The organism is Streptomyces sp. RerS4 (assembly GCF_023515955.1).
Taxonomy (GTDB): domain Bacteria; phylum Actinomycetota; class Actinomycetes; order Streptomycetales; family Streptomycetaceae; genus Streptomyces.
In genome coordinates this window covers 3,979,523-3,995,940 of the sequence record NZ_CP097322.1, presented here as the reverse complement: position 1 = coordinate 3,995,940, position 16,418 = coordinate 3,979,523, and the positions used below count along the sequence as shown (strand labels likewise).

The window sequence follows — 16,418 nt, the reverse complement described above, 5'->3', positions numbered from 1 at the left end:
GGGCGGGGGGCTTCACCTACCGTGGCGCCTTGGGGCGCCCCTCGCCGTACAGCCAGACATCCCAGACCTTCTTCAGGTCGTGGCCCGTGCGCCGCTGCGCGTAGGCGGTGAAGTCGGCGGTGCTCGCGTTCCCGTGCCGGTGGTCGGTCGCCCAGCCGCGCAGCAGGTCGAAGAACTTCTCGTCCCCCACCTCCTGCCGGATCCGGTGCAGGACCATCGCGCCGCGCGTGTACACGGGATCGTCGGAGATGTGTTCCGCGCCCGGCGGGTCGGCGGGCGGGAAGGCGGCCCAGTCGTTGTCGGCGGCGGCGTCGACGGAGGTGTCACCGGTCAGGAAGGCGTCGAAGCGGCGCTGGGCGCCGACCCCGCCGTGGTCCTCGGCCCACAACCACTCGGCGTAGGTGGCGAACCCCTCGTTCAGCCACATGTCCTTCCAGGACTTCGGCGACACCGAGTTCCCGAACCACTGGTGGGCCAGCTCGTGCAGGACCAGCAGTTCGTCGGGGGCGCCGGAGTAGACGGGCTTGGTCTGCGTCTCCAGCGCGTACGCGAGGGTCTCGGACGGCATCACGATGGAACCGACCGTCCCGAAGGGGTACGGGCCGAAGCGCCGGCTGCCCCACTCCACGATGTCCGAGGTCTTCGCGAGCGCCGCCTCGCTGCCGGCCGCCTCCCCGGGGGAGACCGCGTGGTAGACGGAGACACCGGACGGGGTGCGGCCGGTGGCCACCTCGAACCGGCCGACGGCGGCGGTGACGAGGTAGCTCGCCACCGGCTCGCGACTGCGCCAGGCGAAGGCCGTCCGCCCGCCGTCCACCTCGGTCCGCGAGGCCAACTCGCCGTTGGACACGGCCTCGTAGCCGTTCGGGACGGTGAGGGTGACGTCGTACGTCGCCTTGTCGCTGGGGTGGTGGTTGCCGGGGAACCAGCCCATCGACCCGACCGGTTCGCCGACGGCGACGGCGCCGTCGGCGGTGGCGATCCAGCCCTCCCGCGAGCCGTCGGGATCGAGGACGGGCTTCGGCCGGCCTCGGTAGTCGACCTCCGTACGGAAGACCTCGCCCTTCTCCAGGTCCTCGGCGGGCCGCACCGTCAGCTCGGTGCCGGTGCGGTTGTGGCGTGCGCCGACGCCGTCCACCCGCACCTCCTCGACCTTGAGACCGCTGAAGTCCAGGTTGAAGGAGCTGAGGCCCTGCTCGGCGCGGGCGGTGAGGACGGCCGTGGCGCGCAGCTCGCCGTCGGCGGGGTCGTAGTCCAGGTCGAGGGCGTAGTGCTCGACCTGGTAGCCGCCGTTGCCGGCGCGCGGGAAGTACGGATCGCGCAGCCCGGACGCACCGGGGCGGCCCTGCACCGTGGCGCCCGTACAGCCCGTGGCCAGCGCGGCGAGGCAGAGCAGCACGGCGACGACGAGACGAGGTACGGCACGGTGGTCCACGGCCTCGATCCTAAGCGGGCTGCGCGCCCCCTCCCCGGTTGCGCGGCCCGCGGCACCGACCGGAGACTGGGATCGTGAGGGGTTGATCCCTGATGACGAAACCCGACGAACAGCAATACGCGGCCGAGATGAGCGAGCTGCGCGCGGACACGGACTGGGAAGTCTGGTGCCCCGAAGAGGACACCGTCCCGGACGGTCACGTGTACGACCGCAAGGACCAGGCCCGGCAGGGCGCGCAGGAGCACAACGCCCGGTTCACTCCGGAACACCACGCCCGACCCCGCACCCACGTCCACGAGTACGACGAACCCCACCACTGACACGCGGAGGCACCCGAGACCATCCCCGGGTGCCTCCGCGGTGTGCGTCCCTCGCGGATTACTTGTCGAGGGAGTCGACGCCGGCCTTCGCGAACTTCTCGTCCAGGTCGCCGCTCGGGGCACCGGCCACGCCGACGCCCGCGACCGGGGCACCGTTGGCCTGGACCGGGACGCCGCCACCGAGGAAGAGGGTGCCGGGGATGTCCTTCAGGTTCGGGGCCTGCGCGAGGCGGCCGACGAGCACCGAGGTCGGGGCGTTCCAGGACACGGCGGTGAACGCCTTGCGCTGGGCGGATTCGTAGGACTGCGGGCCGGCGCCGTCGCCGCGCAGGGTGACGATGGTGTTGCCGTTGCGGTCCACCACCGCGACCGTCACCTTCTGGTTCTCCTTCTGCGCGGCGTCGAGCGCGGCCTGGGCGGCGCGGGTCGCGGCGTCGATGGTGAGGTGGGTGGAGGTGGTGAAGTTCTTGTCGTTGTCCTTCTTCGCGACGGCCTGGGCGGGGGCCTGCTCCGGCGCGGGAGCGGCGGTGGCGCTGACGGCCCCGAAGGCGCCGGCCCCGAGGGCGACGGCGAGAGCGGTACCGGTGAGAACGCGGGTGCGGGTGTTCATGTCTGCTCCTGGCTGGGGCCGGTCATCGGCTCGACTGACTACCCCCCAAGCCTCACCCCGCCCCCACCCATGCCCCGTCCCCGTACCGGCTCCCAACGGCCACCCCACCGGTTGACCCAAGGGTCAACCGATCGGCCGATGCGCACCGGCTGCCGCCGGGTTCTGCTGGAGAGATCCACCCCGGGGCGGAGGCACCCCCGCCCCCACCTGTGCCCTGGTCCGAACCCCAACCCGGAGCCCCGCCCCGAACCCCAACCCGAGAACACCGTCCCGGAGCATGTCCCGGACCTGGTCCCGGGACGCCGACCCGGGCCTGGTCCCGGGCGCCGGCTCGGGCTTGGTCCCAGGACGCCGGCTCGGGCTTGGCCCAGGACGCCAGCCCGCGCCTGGTCCCGGGGCGCCGACCCGGACTAGGTCCGGGCGCTGGTCCCGGGCGCCGGCCCGCGCCTGGTCCCGGGGCGCCGGCCCGGACTAGGTCCGGGCGCTGGTCCCGGCGCCGGCTCGGGCCTGGTCCCGGGCGCCGACCCGGGCGCCGGCCCGGGGCATCGTCGCGGGGCGCCGGCCCGGGGCATCGTCGCGGGGCTCGGCCTCGGGAGCTTCGCTCCTCGGGGCTCGGGCCACGGGCGCCGCCCGACCGACCACCGACCGCCCCGACCACCGCCCGGCCAGGGCAGAGGCGGGAAGATGGAAACCTACCCGCCCTCCCCAGGAGCCACCGTGAGCCGTCCCCCGCGGAAGTCCGACACCCGCGCCCTGGCCACCGTCATGCACACGGCGTTCTTCCTGCTCCTCGGCGCGTCGGTGGCGCGGTTCCTGCTGCGCCACCCCGGCGAGCCCCGCACGCCCTGGGTGATCTCCCTCAGCATCGCGCTCGCCCTGCTCTACGTCCTCGGCCCCGCCGTCAGCGCCACCTCCACCCCCACCCCGCGCCGCAGGCTCTGGCTGCTGCTCGTCGTCGCCACCTGGGTGGTCCTCGTCGTCCTCGCCCCGAGCTTCGCCTGGTGCGCGGTACCGCTGTTCTTCACCGCCCTGCGTACGCTGCCCCCGCGCGCGGCGATCGTCCTCGTGGCCCTGCTCACCGTGTTCGTCGTCGCCGCCCAGCTACGCCTGTCCACCGACTTCGACCCCAACCTCCTCCTCGCCCCGCCGGCCGTCGCCGCCCTCGCCACGGCCGTCTTCGTCCACATGGAACGCCAGGCCGCCGCCCAACGCGCGCTGATCGACGACCTCATCCGCACCCGCCGGGAACTCGCCGCCACCGAACGCCGCGAAGGCACCCTCGCCGAGCGCCAGCGGCTGTCCATGGAGATCCACGACACCCTCGCCCAGCACCTGTCCAGCCAGCAGATGCTGCTCCAGGCCGCCGACCGCACCTGGGACAGCGACCCCACCACCGCCCGCGCCCATGTCCGCACCGCCACCGGCATCGCCGCCCGCGGCCTCGCCGAGGCGCGCCGGCTCGTGCACGACCTGGCCCCGCCCGAGCTGGAGAACGGCGCCGGCCTCGCCGAGGCCCTCCGGGCCCTGGACGCCGGCCCCGACATCGAGGTCCGCTTCCACCTGGAGGGCGCCCCCGCCCCGCTCCCCGACCGCGCCGAATCTGCACTGCTGCGCATCGCGCAGGGGGCGCTGGCCAACGTACGGGAGCACTCGGGGGCCCGTACGGCCGCGCTCACGCTCAGCTTCCTCGGCGACCAGGTGGTCCTGGACGTCGCCGACGACGGCGACGGCTTCACCGAAGCCAGACCCGCGGCAGCGGCCACCGCCGAGACCCGGGGCCACGGCCTGCCCGCCATGCGCGCCCGCGTGCGCCAGCTCGGCGGAACCCTGACGATCGAATCCACCCCGGGCGAGGGCACCGTACTCTCCGCCTCGATCCCCCTGGAGCCCACAGGATGACCACGATCCTCCTCTGCGACGACCACGTGGTGGTCCGCGCCGGCCTGCTCGCCCTCCTCGGCAGCGAGCCGGACATCGAGGTGCTCGGCGAGGCCGACAGCGGCGAGGAGGCCGTCGCGCTGGCCGCCAAGCTCCACCCGGACGTGGTGCTGATGGACCTCCAGCTCGGCAAGGGCATCGACGGTGTCGAGGCCACGCGCCGCATCACCGCCCTGCCGTCGCCCCCGCACGTCCTGGTGCTGACCACCTACGACACCGACGCCGACATCACCCGCGCCATCGGCGCCGGCGCGACCGGCTACCTCCTGAAGGCGGAACGCCCCGAGGAACTGTTCGCCGCCATCCACTCGGCGGCAGCCGGCCGCACCACCCTGTCCGCCCCCGTCGCCAGCCGCGTCATGGCCCACATGCGGGGCAGCCGCCCCACCCTCACCGACCGCGAACTCGACATCCTCGGCCAACTCGCGCGCGGCCTCGGCAACCGCGACATCGCCCGCGCCCTGTTCATCAGCGAGGCCACCGTCAAGACCCACCTGGGCCGCATCTACGACAAACTCGGCGTCGACACCCGCGCCGGCGCCGTATCGGTGGCCAAGGAACAGCGCCTCCTGCCCTCCTGACGCCCCCGGGCAGGGGCCCGCCCCTGCCCTGCGACCCCGCGCCCCGAACCGTGACACCATCGACTACGTGCTCGACATCGGCTACTCCCTCTCCCGGCGCTTCCCGGACCCCCCGCAGACCGACTACCGCTCGGCGGACGTCCGTACGCTGCGCCACGACCTGTTCTGCGGCGACGTCTACCTCGCGGACACCGACAAGGACACCGAGCTGTCCACAGCCTGGGGATGGGTGCCGGTCCTCGACTTCGCGTGGGCGCTGTGCGACATCGTCGAGCAACTCGACCAGGACCCCCGCGGCAGCCGCTCCGCCAACCGCCAGTACGCCGAACTCGACTTCACCGAGTCCAGCGACCGCATGCTCTTCCAGCGCCGCTTCGGCTGGGTCGACATCGAGGCCGACTGGATGGACCCGGAGGAAGACCCGCTGACCTTCAGCCACCGCCTCCTGCGCCGCGAAGCCCGCGACTTCCTGCACGACCTGATCGCGGACCTCACCGACATGCACGACGGCCTGGCCGACAACCCGATCATCTGGACCCTCCAGTCCCGCTTCCCCCGCGTCCCGGCCTGACGCCCCCTCCAGCCCAGCCGCGCCAAAATCCAGCCCCGCCGGCGCTTGAGGCGCGGGGGCTCGGGGGCAGCGCCCCCGACAACGGCGCCGCCCCCGGCCAAACCCCGCCCGGCCAGGGCACGGGCTAGTCCACCACCCGCACCCCCACCCTCGCCGCAAGCGCCGGGGCCAGCTCGAACAGCTGCCCCGAACTGATCACCGCCCCCGCCAACGCCTCCACCCCCCGCGCGATGCCCAACTCCGCCGCCCCCCGCAGGTCGACCTCCGCCATCCGCGCCCCCGTGAAGTCCGCCTCCCGCACCACACACCCCCGCAACTCCACCCGCTCCAGCACCGCACCCCCGAAGTCCGGCTCCACCAGCACGCACCCCTCGAACACCACGTCCCGCAGCCGCGCCATCCGCAGGTTCAGGTAGTCGATCTTCCCGCCCCGTACGAGGACCCGCTCCAGCACCGCCCCGTGCAACTGCGCCCCGCCGAGCCGGGCCTCCACCAGCTCCACGTCCCGCAACGAGGCCCCCGACAGGTCCGTGCCCACGCCACGCACCCCCTCCAGCACCGAGTCCAGGATCCGCGCCTTCCCCAGCCCCGCGCCGTCCAGCCCGCACCGGCGCAGCGCGCAGTCCATGAACCGCGCCCCGGCCCCCTGCTGCCCCGCCAGGTCCACGTCGGCGAACTCCACGCCGTCGTAGTCCCCGTCCGGCTCCAGCTCCCCGCCCTCCCACAGGACCAACTCCGGCAACCGCACCTGCGGCCGCCGCGCCTCCTTCACAGTCCGCCCGACCCGCCCCCGCCGCCCTCCGTCATGTCCCATCCCCCCATGGTGACGCCCCGCACCGACAACCGCCCTTGACCTCAAGCACGGTCGAGGTCGGAACCTGTCCCCATGACCACCATGAACGCCATCCGCCTGCACGCCTTCGGCCCCGCCGAGAACCTCCGCCACGAGCGCGTCCCCTCCCCGTCCCCGCCCCCGGCCAGGTCCGCATCGCCGTCGCCGCCGCCGGCGTACACCTCCTCGACACCGCCCTGCGCGAAGGCACCCAAGGCCCCGCCCCCGCCCTCCCCGAGCTGCCCACCATCCCCGGCCGCGAGGTCGCCGGCACCGTCGACGCCCTCGGCCCCGGCACCGACCCCGCCTGGCTCGGCCGACGCGTCGTCGCCCACCTCGGCTTCGCCCCCGGCGGCTACGCCGCCCACGCCGTCACCGACACCGACCGGCTGCACCCCGTACCCGACGGCCTCGACCCCGCCGAAGCCGTCGCCATGATCGGCACCGGACGCACGGCCCTCGGCATCCTCCAGTTCGCCGAGCTCGGCCCCGACTCCGTCGCCCTCGTCCCCGCCGCCGCGGGCGGCATCGGCACCCTGCTCGTCCAGCACGCCAAGAACGTCGGCGCCACCGTCATCGCCCTCGCCGGCGGCCCCGCCAAAACCGCCCTCGCCACCGCCAACGGCGCCGACCTCGCCGTCGACTACACCACCCCCGACTGGGCCGACACCGTACGCGCCCACCACCCGACCGGAGCCACCGTCCTCTTCGACTCCGTCGGCGGCGCCACCGCCCGTACCGCCCTCACCCTCCTCGCCCCCGGCGCCCTCCACATCGTCTTCGGCTGGTCCGAAGCCCCCCTCGACCTCACCGACACCGAACGCGCCGCCCTCACCGCCCGAGGCATCACCACCCGACCCGTCCTCGGCCCCGCCATGCTCGAAGCCGTCGGCGCCCCCAACCCCCTCCGCGTCCTCGAAACCCGCGCCCTCACCGAAGCCGCCACCGGCCGCCTGCGCCCCGCCGTCAGCCGCTACCCCCTCGCCGAAGCCGCCCGCGCCCACCGCGACCTCGAAACCCGCGCCACCACCGGCAAGGTCGTCCTCGAACCCTGACACCCCGAACAGCGCCTCCCGCAACTGCTCCCGCGTGGCCCGCGCCTCGTGCGGCACCTTCTCGTAGTCGGCGAGCTCGCGAATCATCGCGTGGACAACGGGCACATCGGCAGGTACGGCGATACGAATCATGCGCCCAACCCAAGCGGCGCCCCGTAGGCCGTGTCTTGACCCGAACACCCCTCCCCACACCGATCAACCAGCCACCCATCGGCACCCGAAACCCGACAACCGGTCCCTGGACACCCCCACGACACCCCGTGTACCAACTCCCCCATGACGATCAACGGCGGCATCTCCTTCTGGTACGCGACCGACCCCACCGGCGCCCGGCCACCCCGCGCGCCCCTCACCGGCCACGCCACCGCCGACGTCGTCATCGTCGGCGGCGGCTACACCGGCCTGTGGACCGCGTACTACCTCAAGCGCACCGCCCCCGACCTGCGCGTCACCGTCCTGGAGCAGAAGTTCTGCGGCTACGGCGCCTCCGGCCGCAACGGCGGCTGGCTCTACAACGGCATCGCCGGCCGCGACCGCTACGCCGCCCTGCACGGCCACGACGCCGCCCGCCGCCTCCAACAGGCCATGAACGACACCGTCACCGAGGTCATCGACGTCGCCGCCAAGGAGGACATCGACGCCGACATCCACCGCGGCGGCGTCCTCGAAGTCGCCCGCACCCCCGCCCAACTCACCCGCCTGAAGGCCTTCCACGCCACCGAGCTCTCCTACGGCGAAACCGACCGCGAGCTCCACGACGCCACCGCCACCCGCGCCCGCGTCGACATCGCCGACGCCGTCGGCTCCTCCTGGAGCCCCCACGGCGCCCGCATCCACCCCCTGAAGCTGGCCCGCGGCCTCGCGGACGCCTGCGAGCGCCTCGGCGTCGTCATCCACGAGTCGACCCCCGTCACCGAGATCACCCCCCGCAAGGCGACCACCCCCTACGGCACGGTCACGGCCCCGTACGTCCTGCGCTGCACGGAGGGCTTCACGGCCGCCCTCAAGGGCCAAAAACGCACCTGGCTCCCCATGAACTCCTCGATGATCGTCACGGCCCCCCTCCCCCCGTCCGTCTGGGACCGCCTGAACTGGTCGGACAGCACCCTCCTGGGCGACATGGCCCACTCCTACATGTACGCCCAACGCACCGCCGACGACCGCATCGCGATCGGCGGCCGCGGCGTCCCGTACCGCTTCGGCTCCCGCACCGACACCGACGGCGGCACCCAGCCGGCCACGATCGCCTCCCTGACCGCCCTCCTGACCGCCTTCTTCCCGATCCTCACCGGGACGGAGATCACCCACGCCTGGTCGGGCGTCCTCGGCGTCCCCCGCGACTGGTGCGCCACCGTCACCCTGGACCACACGACGGGCCTCGGCTGGGCCGGCGGCTACGTCGGCTCCGGCGTGGCCACCTCGAACCTCGCCGCCCGCACCCTGCGCGACCTGATCCTGGACTCCCCCACCGACCTGACCACCCTCCCCTGGGTCAACCACCGCGTCCGCCCCTGGGAGCCCGAACCCCTCCGCTGGCTCGGCGTCCAGGCCCTCTACGCCGCCTACCGCGAAGCGGACCGCCGCGAATCCGCGACCCACACCCCCACCACCACCCCGCTGGCCCGCCTGGCCAACCGCATCTCGGGCCGCCACTGACCCCAGACACGCAAAAGACCCCGGGCAACCGCCCGGGGCCTTCCGCTTCTGTACGGATCCCTCACGCCAGAGACCCTCTGACCAGGGACAGAGCCGCCTGTCGGAATCGAACCGACGACCTCAAGATTACAAGTCAAGCGCTCTAGCCAACTGAGCTAAGGCGGCGCGGACCCACTCACGAACCGGCTGCGTGTGGAGCCGCCATCACTCTACACAGCGCCCGATTCCCCGGGCCATCGCATTCAATGCGGTCACCGGGGCCGGCAGTCGTGGAAGTCACGCCGGCCCGGGTGCTGACAGGAGCCGCCCCGCCGGGTAGCGTCGGGCGGACTTCCAGGGCACTGGACTAGACCTTCCACTCGGATCGTCCGGCACGTTCCTGCCGGTAGAAGGGATTCATCACCATGGCTTCTGTCACCTTCGACAAGGCGACCCGGCTCTACCCCGGCGGCGACAAGCCCGCCGTCGACCAGCTGGAGCTGGAGATCGAGGACGGCGAGTTCCTCGTCCTCGTCGGCCCCTCCGGCTGCGGCAAGTCCACCTCGCTGCGCATGCTCGCGGGTCTGGAGGACGTCAACGGCGGAGCCATCCGCATCGGCGACCGCGACGTCACGCACCTGCCGCCCAAGGACCGGGACATCGCGATGGTGTTCCAGAACTACGCGCTGTACCCGCACATGACCGTCGCCGACAACATGGGCTTCGCGCTCAAGATCGCCGGCGAGGACAAGGCCACCATCCGCCGCAAGGTGGAGGAGGCGGCCAAGATGCTCGACCTGACCACCTACCTCGACCGCAAGCCGAAGGCCCTCTCCGGTGGTCAGCGCCAGCGCGTCGCGATGGGGCGCGCCATCGTGCGCAAGCCGCAGGTGTTCCTGATGGACGAGCCGCTGTCGAACCTCGACGCCAAGCTCCGCGTGTCCACCCGTACGCAGATCGCCGCGCTCCAGCGCGACCTGGGCATCACCACGGTCTACGTCACGCACGACCAGGTCGAGGCCATGACGATGGGCGACCGGGTGGCGGTCCTCAAGGACGGTCTGCTCCAGCAGGTCGACACTCCGCGCAACATGTACGACCGTCCGGCGAACCTCTTCGTGGCCGGGTTCATCGGCTCGCCCGCCATGAACCTGGTCGAGGTCCCGATCGCCGACGGCGGTGTGAGGTTCGGCGACAGCGTCGTCCCGGTGTCGCGTGAGGCGCTGTCGGCCGCGGCCGACGCCGGGGACCGTACGGTCACGGTCGGCGTGCGTCCGGAGCACTTCGACGTCGGCAGCGAGGGTGGCCTGACGATCACCGTGAACGTCGTCGAGGAGCTCGGCGCCGACGGTTACGTCTACGGCAGCGCGGTGGTCGGCGCCGACAAGTCGCAGGACATCGTGGTGCGCGTGGGTGGCCGTCAGGTGCCCGAGAAGGGTTCGTCGCTGCACGTGGTGCCGCGCGCCGGCGAGATCCACGTGTTCTCGACCTCCACCGGGGAGCGTCTGTCCAACTGACGCGTGACCGTGGGCGAACGGGGCGTCCCCGCCAAGGGGCGCCCCGTTCGCGTCAGTTGGCGGCGGGGCGCGGAACGGTTTCCCCAACACCCGCGCCAAACCCCGGCAGAGCGGGCCATTCGGCCGCACGCGTCAACCCTTAATTCGAAAAGCCACGTCGAACCATCCCCCGACCGGGTGACTAAATGTCGCCAAATCTTCACCGAGCGCTACTCTCGCCCTCGTGACCCACACTGCCCGCCGTATCGGCCGTTCCCTCGCCCTGGTCCTGCCCGTCGTCCTGGTCCTGTCCGGGACCCTCGCGGTCACGATGGTCCCTTGGGCGGACAACTCTCCCTCCCAGATCCTGACCGCCTCCGCCGAGGACGTGTCCGTCCCCGCGAAGCCGCGCGCCGCGCAGGACCTGCTCCGCGACAAGCTGCTGAGCGAGCTCCAGCGGGGCACGGCGCCGGGAGACGTCCTCACGCACCTCCAGCAGGAGGTGGATCGGCGACCGTCGCTCGCCGAGCACTGCGTCGGCATCGCGCGCGCCCTGGGCCGGGCCGCCGTCGACGCCTACGGGCCCACGAAGGCCCAGTCGTTCGCCCGTCCCGTGTGCGACACCTCGTACGCCTCGGGCGTCGCCTCGATGGGCTGACTCCCGCCGCGCCTGCCACCGCCGGGGCAGGGGCCGTCCCTACGCTGACGGGCATGACCGAAGTCCCTCCCGTACCACCCCAGTCCATCGATCACGCGGCCGCGTTCCCGGCCTCCCCCACCCAGGCTGTCGTCCTGGCGGGCGGCCAGGGTTCGCGGCTGCGTCCGTATACGGACGACCGGCCGAAGCCGATGGTCGAGATCCCGGGGACGGGGTTGCCGATCATCGGGCACCAACTGGCGTGGCTGGCCGCCGAGGGGGTCACGGACGCGGTCGTGTCCTGCGGGCACCTGGCCGAGGTGCTCCAGGAGTGGCTGGCTCGGGCGTCGTTGCCGCTGCGCGTGAGGACGGTCGTGGAGGACGAGCCGCTGGGGCGCGGTGGCGGCCTCAAGTACGCGGCCCGGCACCTGCCTTGTGTCGATCGTCCTTGGTATGCGACCAACGGTGACGTGTGGACGCGTTTCCCGCTGCGTGAGATGGCCGCCTTCCACGCGGAGCGCGGGGCGACGGCGACGCTGGCGTTGGCCCGGCCGCGCATTCCGTGGGGGGTGGTGGAGACGAACGAGTTCGGGCGGGTGGTCGACTTCATCGAGGCGCCGCCGTCGCCTTATCCGATCAACGCCGGGGTGTACGTGTTCGCTCCCGAATTCGCCGCGCTGCTGCCCGACTTGGGCGACCACGAGCGCACGACGTTCCCGCGTCTGGCCCGGGAGCGCCGACTGGCGGGCTATCCGCTGCCCCAGGGGGCCTACTGGCGGGCGATCGACACCGCGAAGGACCTGACCGAGGCGGCACGGGAGTTGGCGGCTCACAGCGCCGCCTGAGCGCCCGTACGCCGCCGCGCACGTGTAACCCGTACGCCGCTCCGTGCGCGTAGCCCCGTACGCCGCCCCGTGCCCCCGTACGCCGAAGGGCCCGGCGCGCTCTCGCGTGCCGGGCCCTTGCGCGTGCCGTGCGGGGGTCAGCCGAGGAGGCCGCCCACCAGGCCGGGCTTCTTGCTCGTGGTGTCCCCGCCGGTGCGGCTGCCCGAGGTGGAGGAGGGCTGCTGCTGCGGGCTGGACTGCTTCGGGGTGGTGCCGCGCGGGCTCTGGCCGGTGCCGGTGCCGGAGCCGGTCTTGGGCGCGCTCGGCGAACCGGATCCGGTGCCGGAGCTTTCCCGGGCGGTGGTGCCGGCGGTCCGTCCGGGCTTGGTGGGCGATCCGGAGGGCGTCGCGGACGGCGATGCCTGCTTCGAGGGCTGCTGCTTCTGCGGCGCCGCGGGCTGCGGGCCGTCGGCGGGTTGGCGCGGGAGCGGGCTGCCGGGGAGGTAGTTGCTCGGGGCCTGTCCGGGGCCGGGGACGGTGACGACGGTGCTGGAGCGGACGGCTCCGCCGAGGAGCGAGCCGATGAGCAGGGTCAGGCCGCACACGACACTGGCCATCACGGCCCCGCGCCGCAGGACGCGACGGCGCAGTCGCCACAGTTCGGCGCGCGGGCCGAGCGTCCGCCAGGCTTCGCCGGCGAGGCGTCCGTCGAGGGAGTACACCGGGGCGCCCGCGATGATCAGGGGGCTCCAGGCGGCGAGGTAGATGATGTCGGGGGCGTCGTAGGCGGGGACGGTCTTCCAGCTGACCGTCATGAGCAGGGCGGCGGACAGCAGGGCGCCGATGCAGGCGGCGAACCGCTGCCACAGGCCGAAGACGGTGAGGACGCCGACGATGACCTGGAGGAAGGCCACCGTCAGGCCGGCGCCCACCGGGTGCGCGAGCGCGAAGTCGCGGAGCGGCTCGGCGAGGGCCCAGGGGTGCAGGGTCTGGAGCCAGGTGACCATGGAGCCGCGTTCGCCGCCGTCGAAGTAGACGGGGTCGCAGAGCTTGCCCATGCCGGCGTAGATGGAGATGAAGCCGAGGAAGACGCGCAGCGGGAGCAGCACGACGCCGAGGTTCATGCGGCGGCCGGGGTAGTAGGAGGCCTGGGCGCGGGTGTCGGGGGTGGTGCGTCGGGAGGCGGCGTCCGGGTCGCCGCCGGCGGCCGGGTACGGGGCTTCGTACGGCTCGTGGCCGCCGCCGGGGTAGCCTCCGCCGGGCGTTGGGTAGGGCCCGCGCGGCAGGTCGCGTACGGCGGCCAGCGGGCGGGTCTCGTCCGGGGCGCCGTAGGTGCGCTGCTGGCCGATGACGGTGGGGGTGGCGAGGGTGTCGTCGGCGAGGTCGTGGGCGAGGTCGACCCGGGGGATGGTCTGGGTGGCGGCGCCGCCGTCGAACTCGTGATGGTCGCGCCCGGCCTCCCGTACGGCCTGGAGGAGTCCGCCCATGGCCGCCGCGTCGTCGGGGCCGGACCTGCCGCTCCAGACGACGGGGGCCCTGCGGCGGGTGGCTCCGGCGGCGGCGAGGGCCGCTCCGGCGCCGGCGAGGGGTGCGAGGCCGGGGGGATTCGCGGGCTTGGAACGCGCGCTCGGGCTCGGTGCGAGCCGCACGCGGAAGCTGGCGTGGTTGACGATGACCTGTGCGGGGTCGCACGGCACCTTGACCATGCTCAGCGCGGGCTGGTCGTCGAACCCTGACGTTCTGGTGTCCACACTCATCTAACCGAGTGATCAGTGTTTAGGACACTGCCTTGACAGCAGGGATCTGTCCGAGACCCGTCAAGATCAAGTCGCCCCGCCCGCAACGGGCGGGGCGACACGCTCACGGGTCACTTTCCCTGAGCCAAGTGGATCAGTTCAGATCCGGCTCTGCGTGGCGCGGCGGCGCGCGGCCTCGTAGAGGACGACGCCGGCGGCGACACCGGCGTTGAGGGACTCGGCGCCGCCGGGCATCGGGATGCGGACGAGGTAGTCGCAGTTCTCGCCGACGAGTCGGCCCAGGCCCTTGCCCTCGGAGCCGACGACGATGACGACCGGGCCGCCGAGCGCCTCCAGGTCCTGGACCTCGTGGGTGCCCTCGGCGGCGAGGCCGACGATGGCGATGCCGGCCTTCTTGTACTCCTGGAGGGCGCGGGTCAGGTTGGTGACGCGGGAGACCGGCGTACGGGCGGCGGTGCCGGCCGAGGTCTTCCAGGCGCCGGCGGTCATGCCGGCGGCGCGGCGCTCGGGGATGACCACGCCGTGGCCGCCGAAGGCGGAGACGGAGCGGACGATGGCGCCGAGGTTGCGCGGGTCGGTGACGCCGTCGAGGGCGACGATGAGGGGGTCCTCGCCGTTGTCGTAGGCCTCGGCGGTGAGGTCCTCGGGGTGCGCGTACTCGTAGGGCGGGACCTGGAGGACGAGGCCCTGGTGGTTGAGCCCGTTGGTCATGCGGTCGAGCTCGGGGCGCGGGGCTTCCATCAGGTTGATGTTGCCGCGCTCGGAGGCGAGCTGGAGGGCTTCGCGGACGCGCTCGTCGTTGTCGATGAACTGCTGCACGTAGAGGGTGGTGGCGGGGACGCCGTCGCGCAGTGCCTCGAAGACGGGGTTGCGGCCGACGACCATCTCGCTGGTGCCCTTGGGGCCGCCGCGGCGGGGGGCGGGGCGGCGCTTGGCGGCCTGGCGGGCCATGGCGTTGGCGATGCGGTTCGCCTTGTGCTTCTTGCGGTCCTCGGCCTTGGGGGTGGGGCCCTTGCCTTCCAGGCCCCTGCGCCGCTGGCCACCGCTGCCGACCGTGGCGCCCTTCTTGTTGGACGTGCGGCGGTTCCTGCGCTGGCTGTTCCCGGCCATGACCTCTACCTGTTTTCGTTGATGCTGCGATATGTACGTATGAAGAGTGTGCCGCCCGGAGCGTCGGGCGGCACCATCGGATGCGCCGGCCGGCTCAGCGCGGGCCGAGCGTCCAGCGCGGACCCGAGGGGCTGTCCTCGATGACCAGGCCGGACTGCTGGAGCTGGTCGCGGATCGCGTCGGCGGTCGCCCAGTCCTTGCGGGCGCGAGCGGACTCGCGCTGGTCCAGGACGAGGCGTACGAGCGTGTCGACGGCCCCGTGCAGTTCCTCGCCGCGGTCCGTCTCGCCGGCCCAGTGCGGGTCGAGCGGGTCAAGGCCGAGTACGCCCAGCATGGCCCGCACCTCCGACAGGCGCGCGATGGCGGCGTCCTTGTCGTCGGCGGCGAGCGCGCTGTTGCCCTGGCGGACGGTGGTGTGGACGATGGCCAGCGCCTGCGGAACGCCCAGGTCGTCGTCCATCGCCTCGGCGAAGGCCGGCGGGACCTCGGCGGCGGCCTCGACGGGCCCGCCCGCCTTCTCGACGACGCGCTGGATGAAGCCCTCGATGCGCGCGAAGGCGGACTCCGCCTCGCGCAGGGCCTCCTCGCTGTACTCGATCATCGAGCGGTAGTGGGGGGTGCCGAGGTAGTAGCGCAGGACGATCGGGCGCCACTGCTTGACCATCTCGGAGACGAGGACCGAGTTCCCGAGGGACTTGGACATCTTCTCGCCGGACATGGTGACCCAGGCGTTGTGGACCCAGAACTTCGCGAACTCGTCGCCGAAGGCCTTGGCCTGGGCGATCTCGTTCTCGTGGTGCGGGAAGATCAGGTCCAGGCCGCCGCCGTGGATGTCGAAGGCCTCGCCGAGGTACTTGTGCGCCATGGCGGAGCATTCGAGGTGCCAGCCGGGACGGCCGCGGCCCCAGGGGGCCTCCCAGGAGGGCTCGCCGGGCTTGGTGGCCTTCCACATGGCGAAGTCGCGGGGGTCGCGCTTGCCGGTCTCGCCCTCGCCGGAGGGCTGGAGCAGGTTGTCGAGCTCCTGGTTGGAGAGCGCGAGGTAGCCCGGGAAGGAGCGCACGTCGAAGTAGACGTTGCCGTCGGCCTCGTAGGCGTGGCCGCGCTCGATCAGGCCGCGCATCATCTCGACCATCTCGGTGATGTGCCCGGTGGCGCGCGGCTCGTAGGTCGGCCGCAGGCAGCCCAGCGCGTCGTAGCCGGTGTTGAAGGCGAGCTCGTTCTCGTAGCCGATGGACCACCAGGGGCGGCCCTGGTCGGCGGACTTGGCGATGATCTTGTCGTCGATGTCCGTGACGTTGCGGATGAACGTCACGTCGTAGCCGCGGTGGGCGAACCAGCGGCGCATGATGTCGAAGTTCAGGCCGGAGCGGATGTGCCCGATGTGCGGGGCGGCCTGCACGGTCGCGCCACAGAGGTAGATCGAGACGCAGCCCGGGACGAGCGGGGTGAAGTCGCGGATCTGCCGGGCGCTGGTGTCGTACAGGCGAATAGTCACGGCATCCAGGGTAGTGCGCCTGCGGGAGTGCCCCGCGACCCTTCGGGGGCGCGGGGCCCGCTTTGTTGCCGAAGCGGCGACGGAGCGTGTCCTACGGGGCCCCGTACGGGTGGTTTTCCCGG

Annotated in this window: 14 protein-coding genes, 1 tRNA gene and 1 pseudogene; 9 read left to right on the top strand and 7 right to left on the bottom strand. The window is 72.8% G+C overall.

The genetic code is table 11. The features are described from left to right. Window positions 1–16: 16 nt before the first annotated feature. Complete coding sequence (locus M4D82_RS18535) at window positions 17–1,435, bottom strand: M1 family metallopeptidase (protein WP_249767105.1); 1,419 nt, start codon at window positions 1,433–1,435, stop codon at window positions 17–19. 92 nt (window positions 1,436–1,527) lie between these two features. Between M4D82_RS18535 and M4D82_RS18530 the strand changes: the two genes are divergently transcribed. Continuing rightward, window positions 1,528–1,755 carry a hypothetical protein gene (locus M4D82_RS18530; RefSeq protein ID WP_249767104.1) on the top strand — a complete coding sequence of 76 codons (228 nt, stop codon included), beginning with the start codon at window positions 1,528–1,530 and terminating at the stop codon, window positions 1,753–1,755. Window positions 1,756–1,813: 58 nt separating this feature from the next. Here M4D82_RS18530 and M4D82_RS18525 read toward each other — a convergent pair whose 3' ends face one another. Then, window positions 1,814–2,365 carry a GlcG/HbpS family heme-binding protein gene (locus tag M4D82_RS18525; protein ID WP_249767103.1) on the bottom strand — a complete coding sequence of 184 codons (552 nt, stop codon included), beginning with the start codon at window positions 2,363–2,365 and terminating at the stop codon, window positions 1,814–1,816. Window positions 2,366–3,049: 684 nt separating this feature from the next. Between M4D82_RS18525 and M4D82_RS18520 the strand changes: the two genes are divergently transcribed. The 3 genes from M4D82_RS18520 to M4D82_RS18510 all read left to right on the top strand — a co-directional run bounded on the left by M4D82_RS18520 (window position 3,050) and on the right by M4D82_RS18510 (window position 5,455). Continuing rightward, entirely contained in the window at window positions 3,050–4,264 is a 1,215-nt protein-coding gene (locus M4D82_RS18520) for a sensor histidine kinase (protein WP_249767102.1), read from the top strand. Beyond that, window positions 4,261–4,884, top strand: coding sequence for a response regulator (locus M4D82_RS18515; RefSeq protein ID WP_249767101.1), 624 nt, complete (start codon window positions 4,261–4,263; stop codon window positions 4,882–4,884). Before M4D82_RS18520 ends, M4D82_RS18515 begins: the two co-directional genes overlap by 4 nt. A gap of 67 nt (window positions 4,885–4,951) precedes the next feature. Further along, on the top strand, window positions 4,952–5,455 hold the full coding sequence (locus M4D82_RS18510; protein ID WP_249767100.1) for a hypothetical protein: 504 nt from the start codon (window positions 4,952–4,954) through the stop codon (window positions 5,453–5,455). Between the two features lie 124 nt (window positions 5,456–5,579). Here M4D82_RS18510 and M4D82_RS18505 read toward each other — a convergent pair whose 3' ends face one another. Further along, entirely contained in the window at window positions 5,580–6,269 is a 690-nt protein-coding gene (locus M4D82_RS18505; RefSeq protein ID WP_249767099.1) for a pentapeptide repeat-containing protein, read from the bottom strand. An 81-nt stretch (window positions 6,270–6,350) separates the two neighbouring features. On the opposite strand from M4D82_RS18505, the pseudogene M4D82_RS18500 reads away from it, so the two are divergent. Both M4D82_RS18500 and M4D82_RS18495 read left to right on the top strand, forming a co-directional pair. After that, window positions 6,351–7,342, top strand: a pseudogene (locus M4D82_RS18500) (zinc-binding dehydrogenase). A 276-nt stretch (window positions 7,343–7,618) separates the two neighbouring features. Beyond that, the gene (locus M4D82_RS18495) at window positions 7,619–8,998 is read left to right on the top strand and encodes an NAD(P)/FAD-dependent oxidoreductase (protein ID WP_249767098.1); all 1,380 of its coding nucleotides are present in this window, start codon (window positions 7,619–7,621) and stop codon (window positions 8,996–8,998) included. Window positions 8,999–9,089: 91 nt separating this feature from the next. Here M4D82_RS18495 and M4D82_RS18490 read toward each other — a convergent pair. Next, window positions 9,090–9,163 (bottom strand) — tRNA-Thr (locus M4D82_RS18490). Window positions 9,164–9,402: 239 nt separating this feature from the next. Between M4D82_RS18490 and M4D82_RS18485 the strand changes: the two genes are divergently transcribed. The 3 genes from M4D82_RS18485 to M4D82_RS18475 all read left to right on the top strand — a co-directional run bounded on the left by M4D82_RS18485 (window position 9,403) and on the right by M4D82_RS18475 (window position 11,955). Further along, on the top strand, window positions 9,403–10,494 hold the full coding sequence (locus M4D82_RS18485; protein ID WP_249767097.1) for an ABC transporter ATP-binding protein: 1,092 nt from the start codon (window positions 9,403–9,405) through the stop codon (window positions 10,492–10,494). Between the two features lie 223 nt (window positions 10,495–10,717). Continuing rightward, the gene (locus tag M4D82_RS18480; RefSeq protein WP_249767096.1) at window positions 10,718–11,131 is read left to right on the top strand and encodes a hypothetical protein; all 414 of its coding nucleotides are present in this window, start codon (window positions 10,718–10,720) and stop codon (window positions 11,129–11,131) included. 53 nt (window positions 11,132–11,184) lie between these two features. After that, window positions 11,185–11,955 (top strand): nucleotidyltransferase family protein, encoded by a 771-nt coding sequence (locus M4D82_RS18475; RefSeq protein ID WP_249767095.1) that lies wholly within the window; start codon window positions 11,185–11,187, stop codon window positions 11,953–11,955. Window positions 11,956–12,092: 137 nt separating this feature from the next. Here M4D82_RS18475 and M4D82_RS18470 read toward each other — a convergent pair whose 3' ends face one another. The 3 genes from M4D82_RS18470 to cysS all read right to left on the bottom strand — a co-directional run bounded on the left by M4D82_RS18470 (window position 12,093) and on the right by cysS (window position 16,296). After that, on the bottom strand, window positions 12,093–13,691 hold the full coding sequence (locus tag M4D82_RS18470) for a DoxX family protein (protein WP_249767094.1): 1,599 nt from the start codon (window positions 13,689–13,691) through the stop codon (window positions 12,093–12,095). A 138-nt stretch (window positions 13,692–13,829) separates the two neighbouring features. Beyond that, window positions 13,830–14,801 (bottom strand): 23S rRNA (guanosine(2251)-2'-O)-methyltransferase RlmB, encoded by a 972-nt coding sequence (rlmB, locus tag M4D82_RS18465; protein ID WP_249767093.1) that lies wholly within the window; start codon window positions 14,799–14,801, stop codon window positions 13,830–13,832. 94 nt (window positions 14,802–14,895) lie between these two features. Beyond that, window positions 14,896–16,296 (bottom strand): cysteine--tRNA ligase, encoded by a 1,401-nt coding sequence (gene cysS, locus M4D82_RS18460; RefSeq protein WP_249767092.1) that lies wholly within the window; start codon window positions 16,294–16,296, stop codon window positions 14,896–14,898. Window positions 16,297–16,418: the final 122 nt, after the last annotated feature.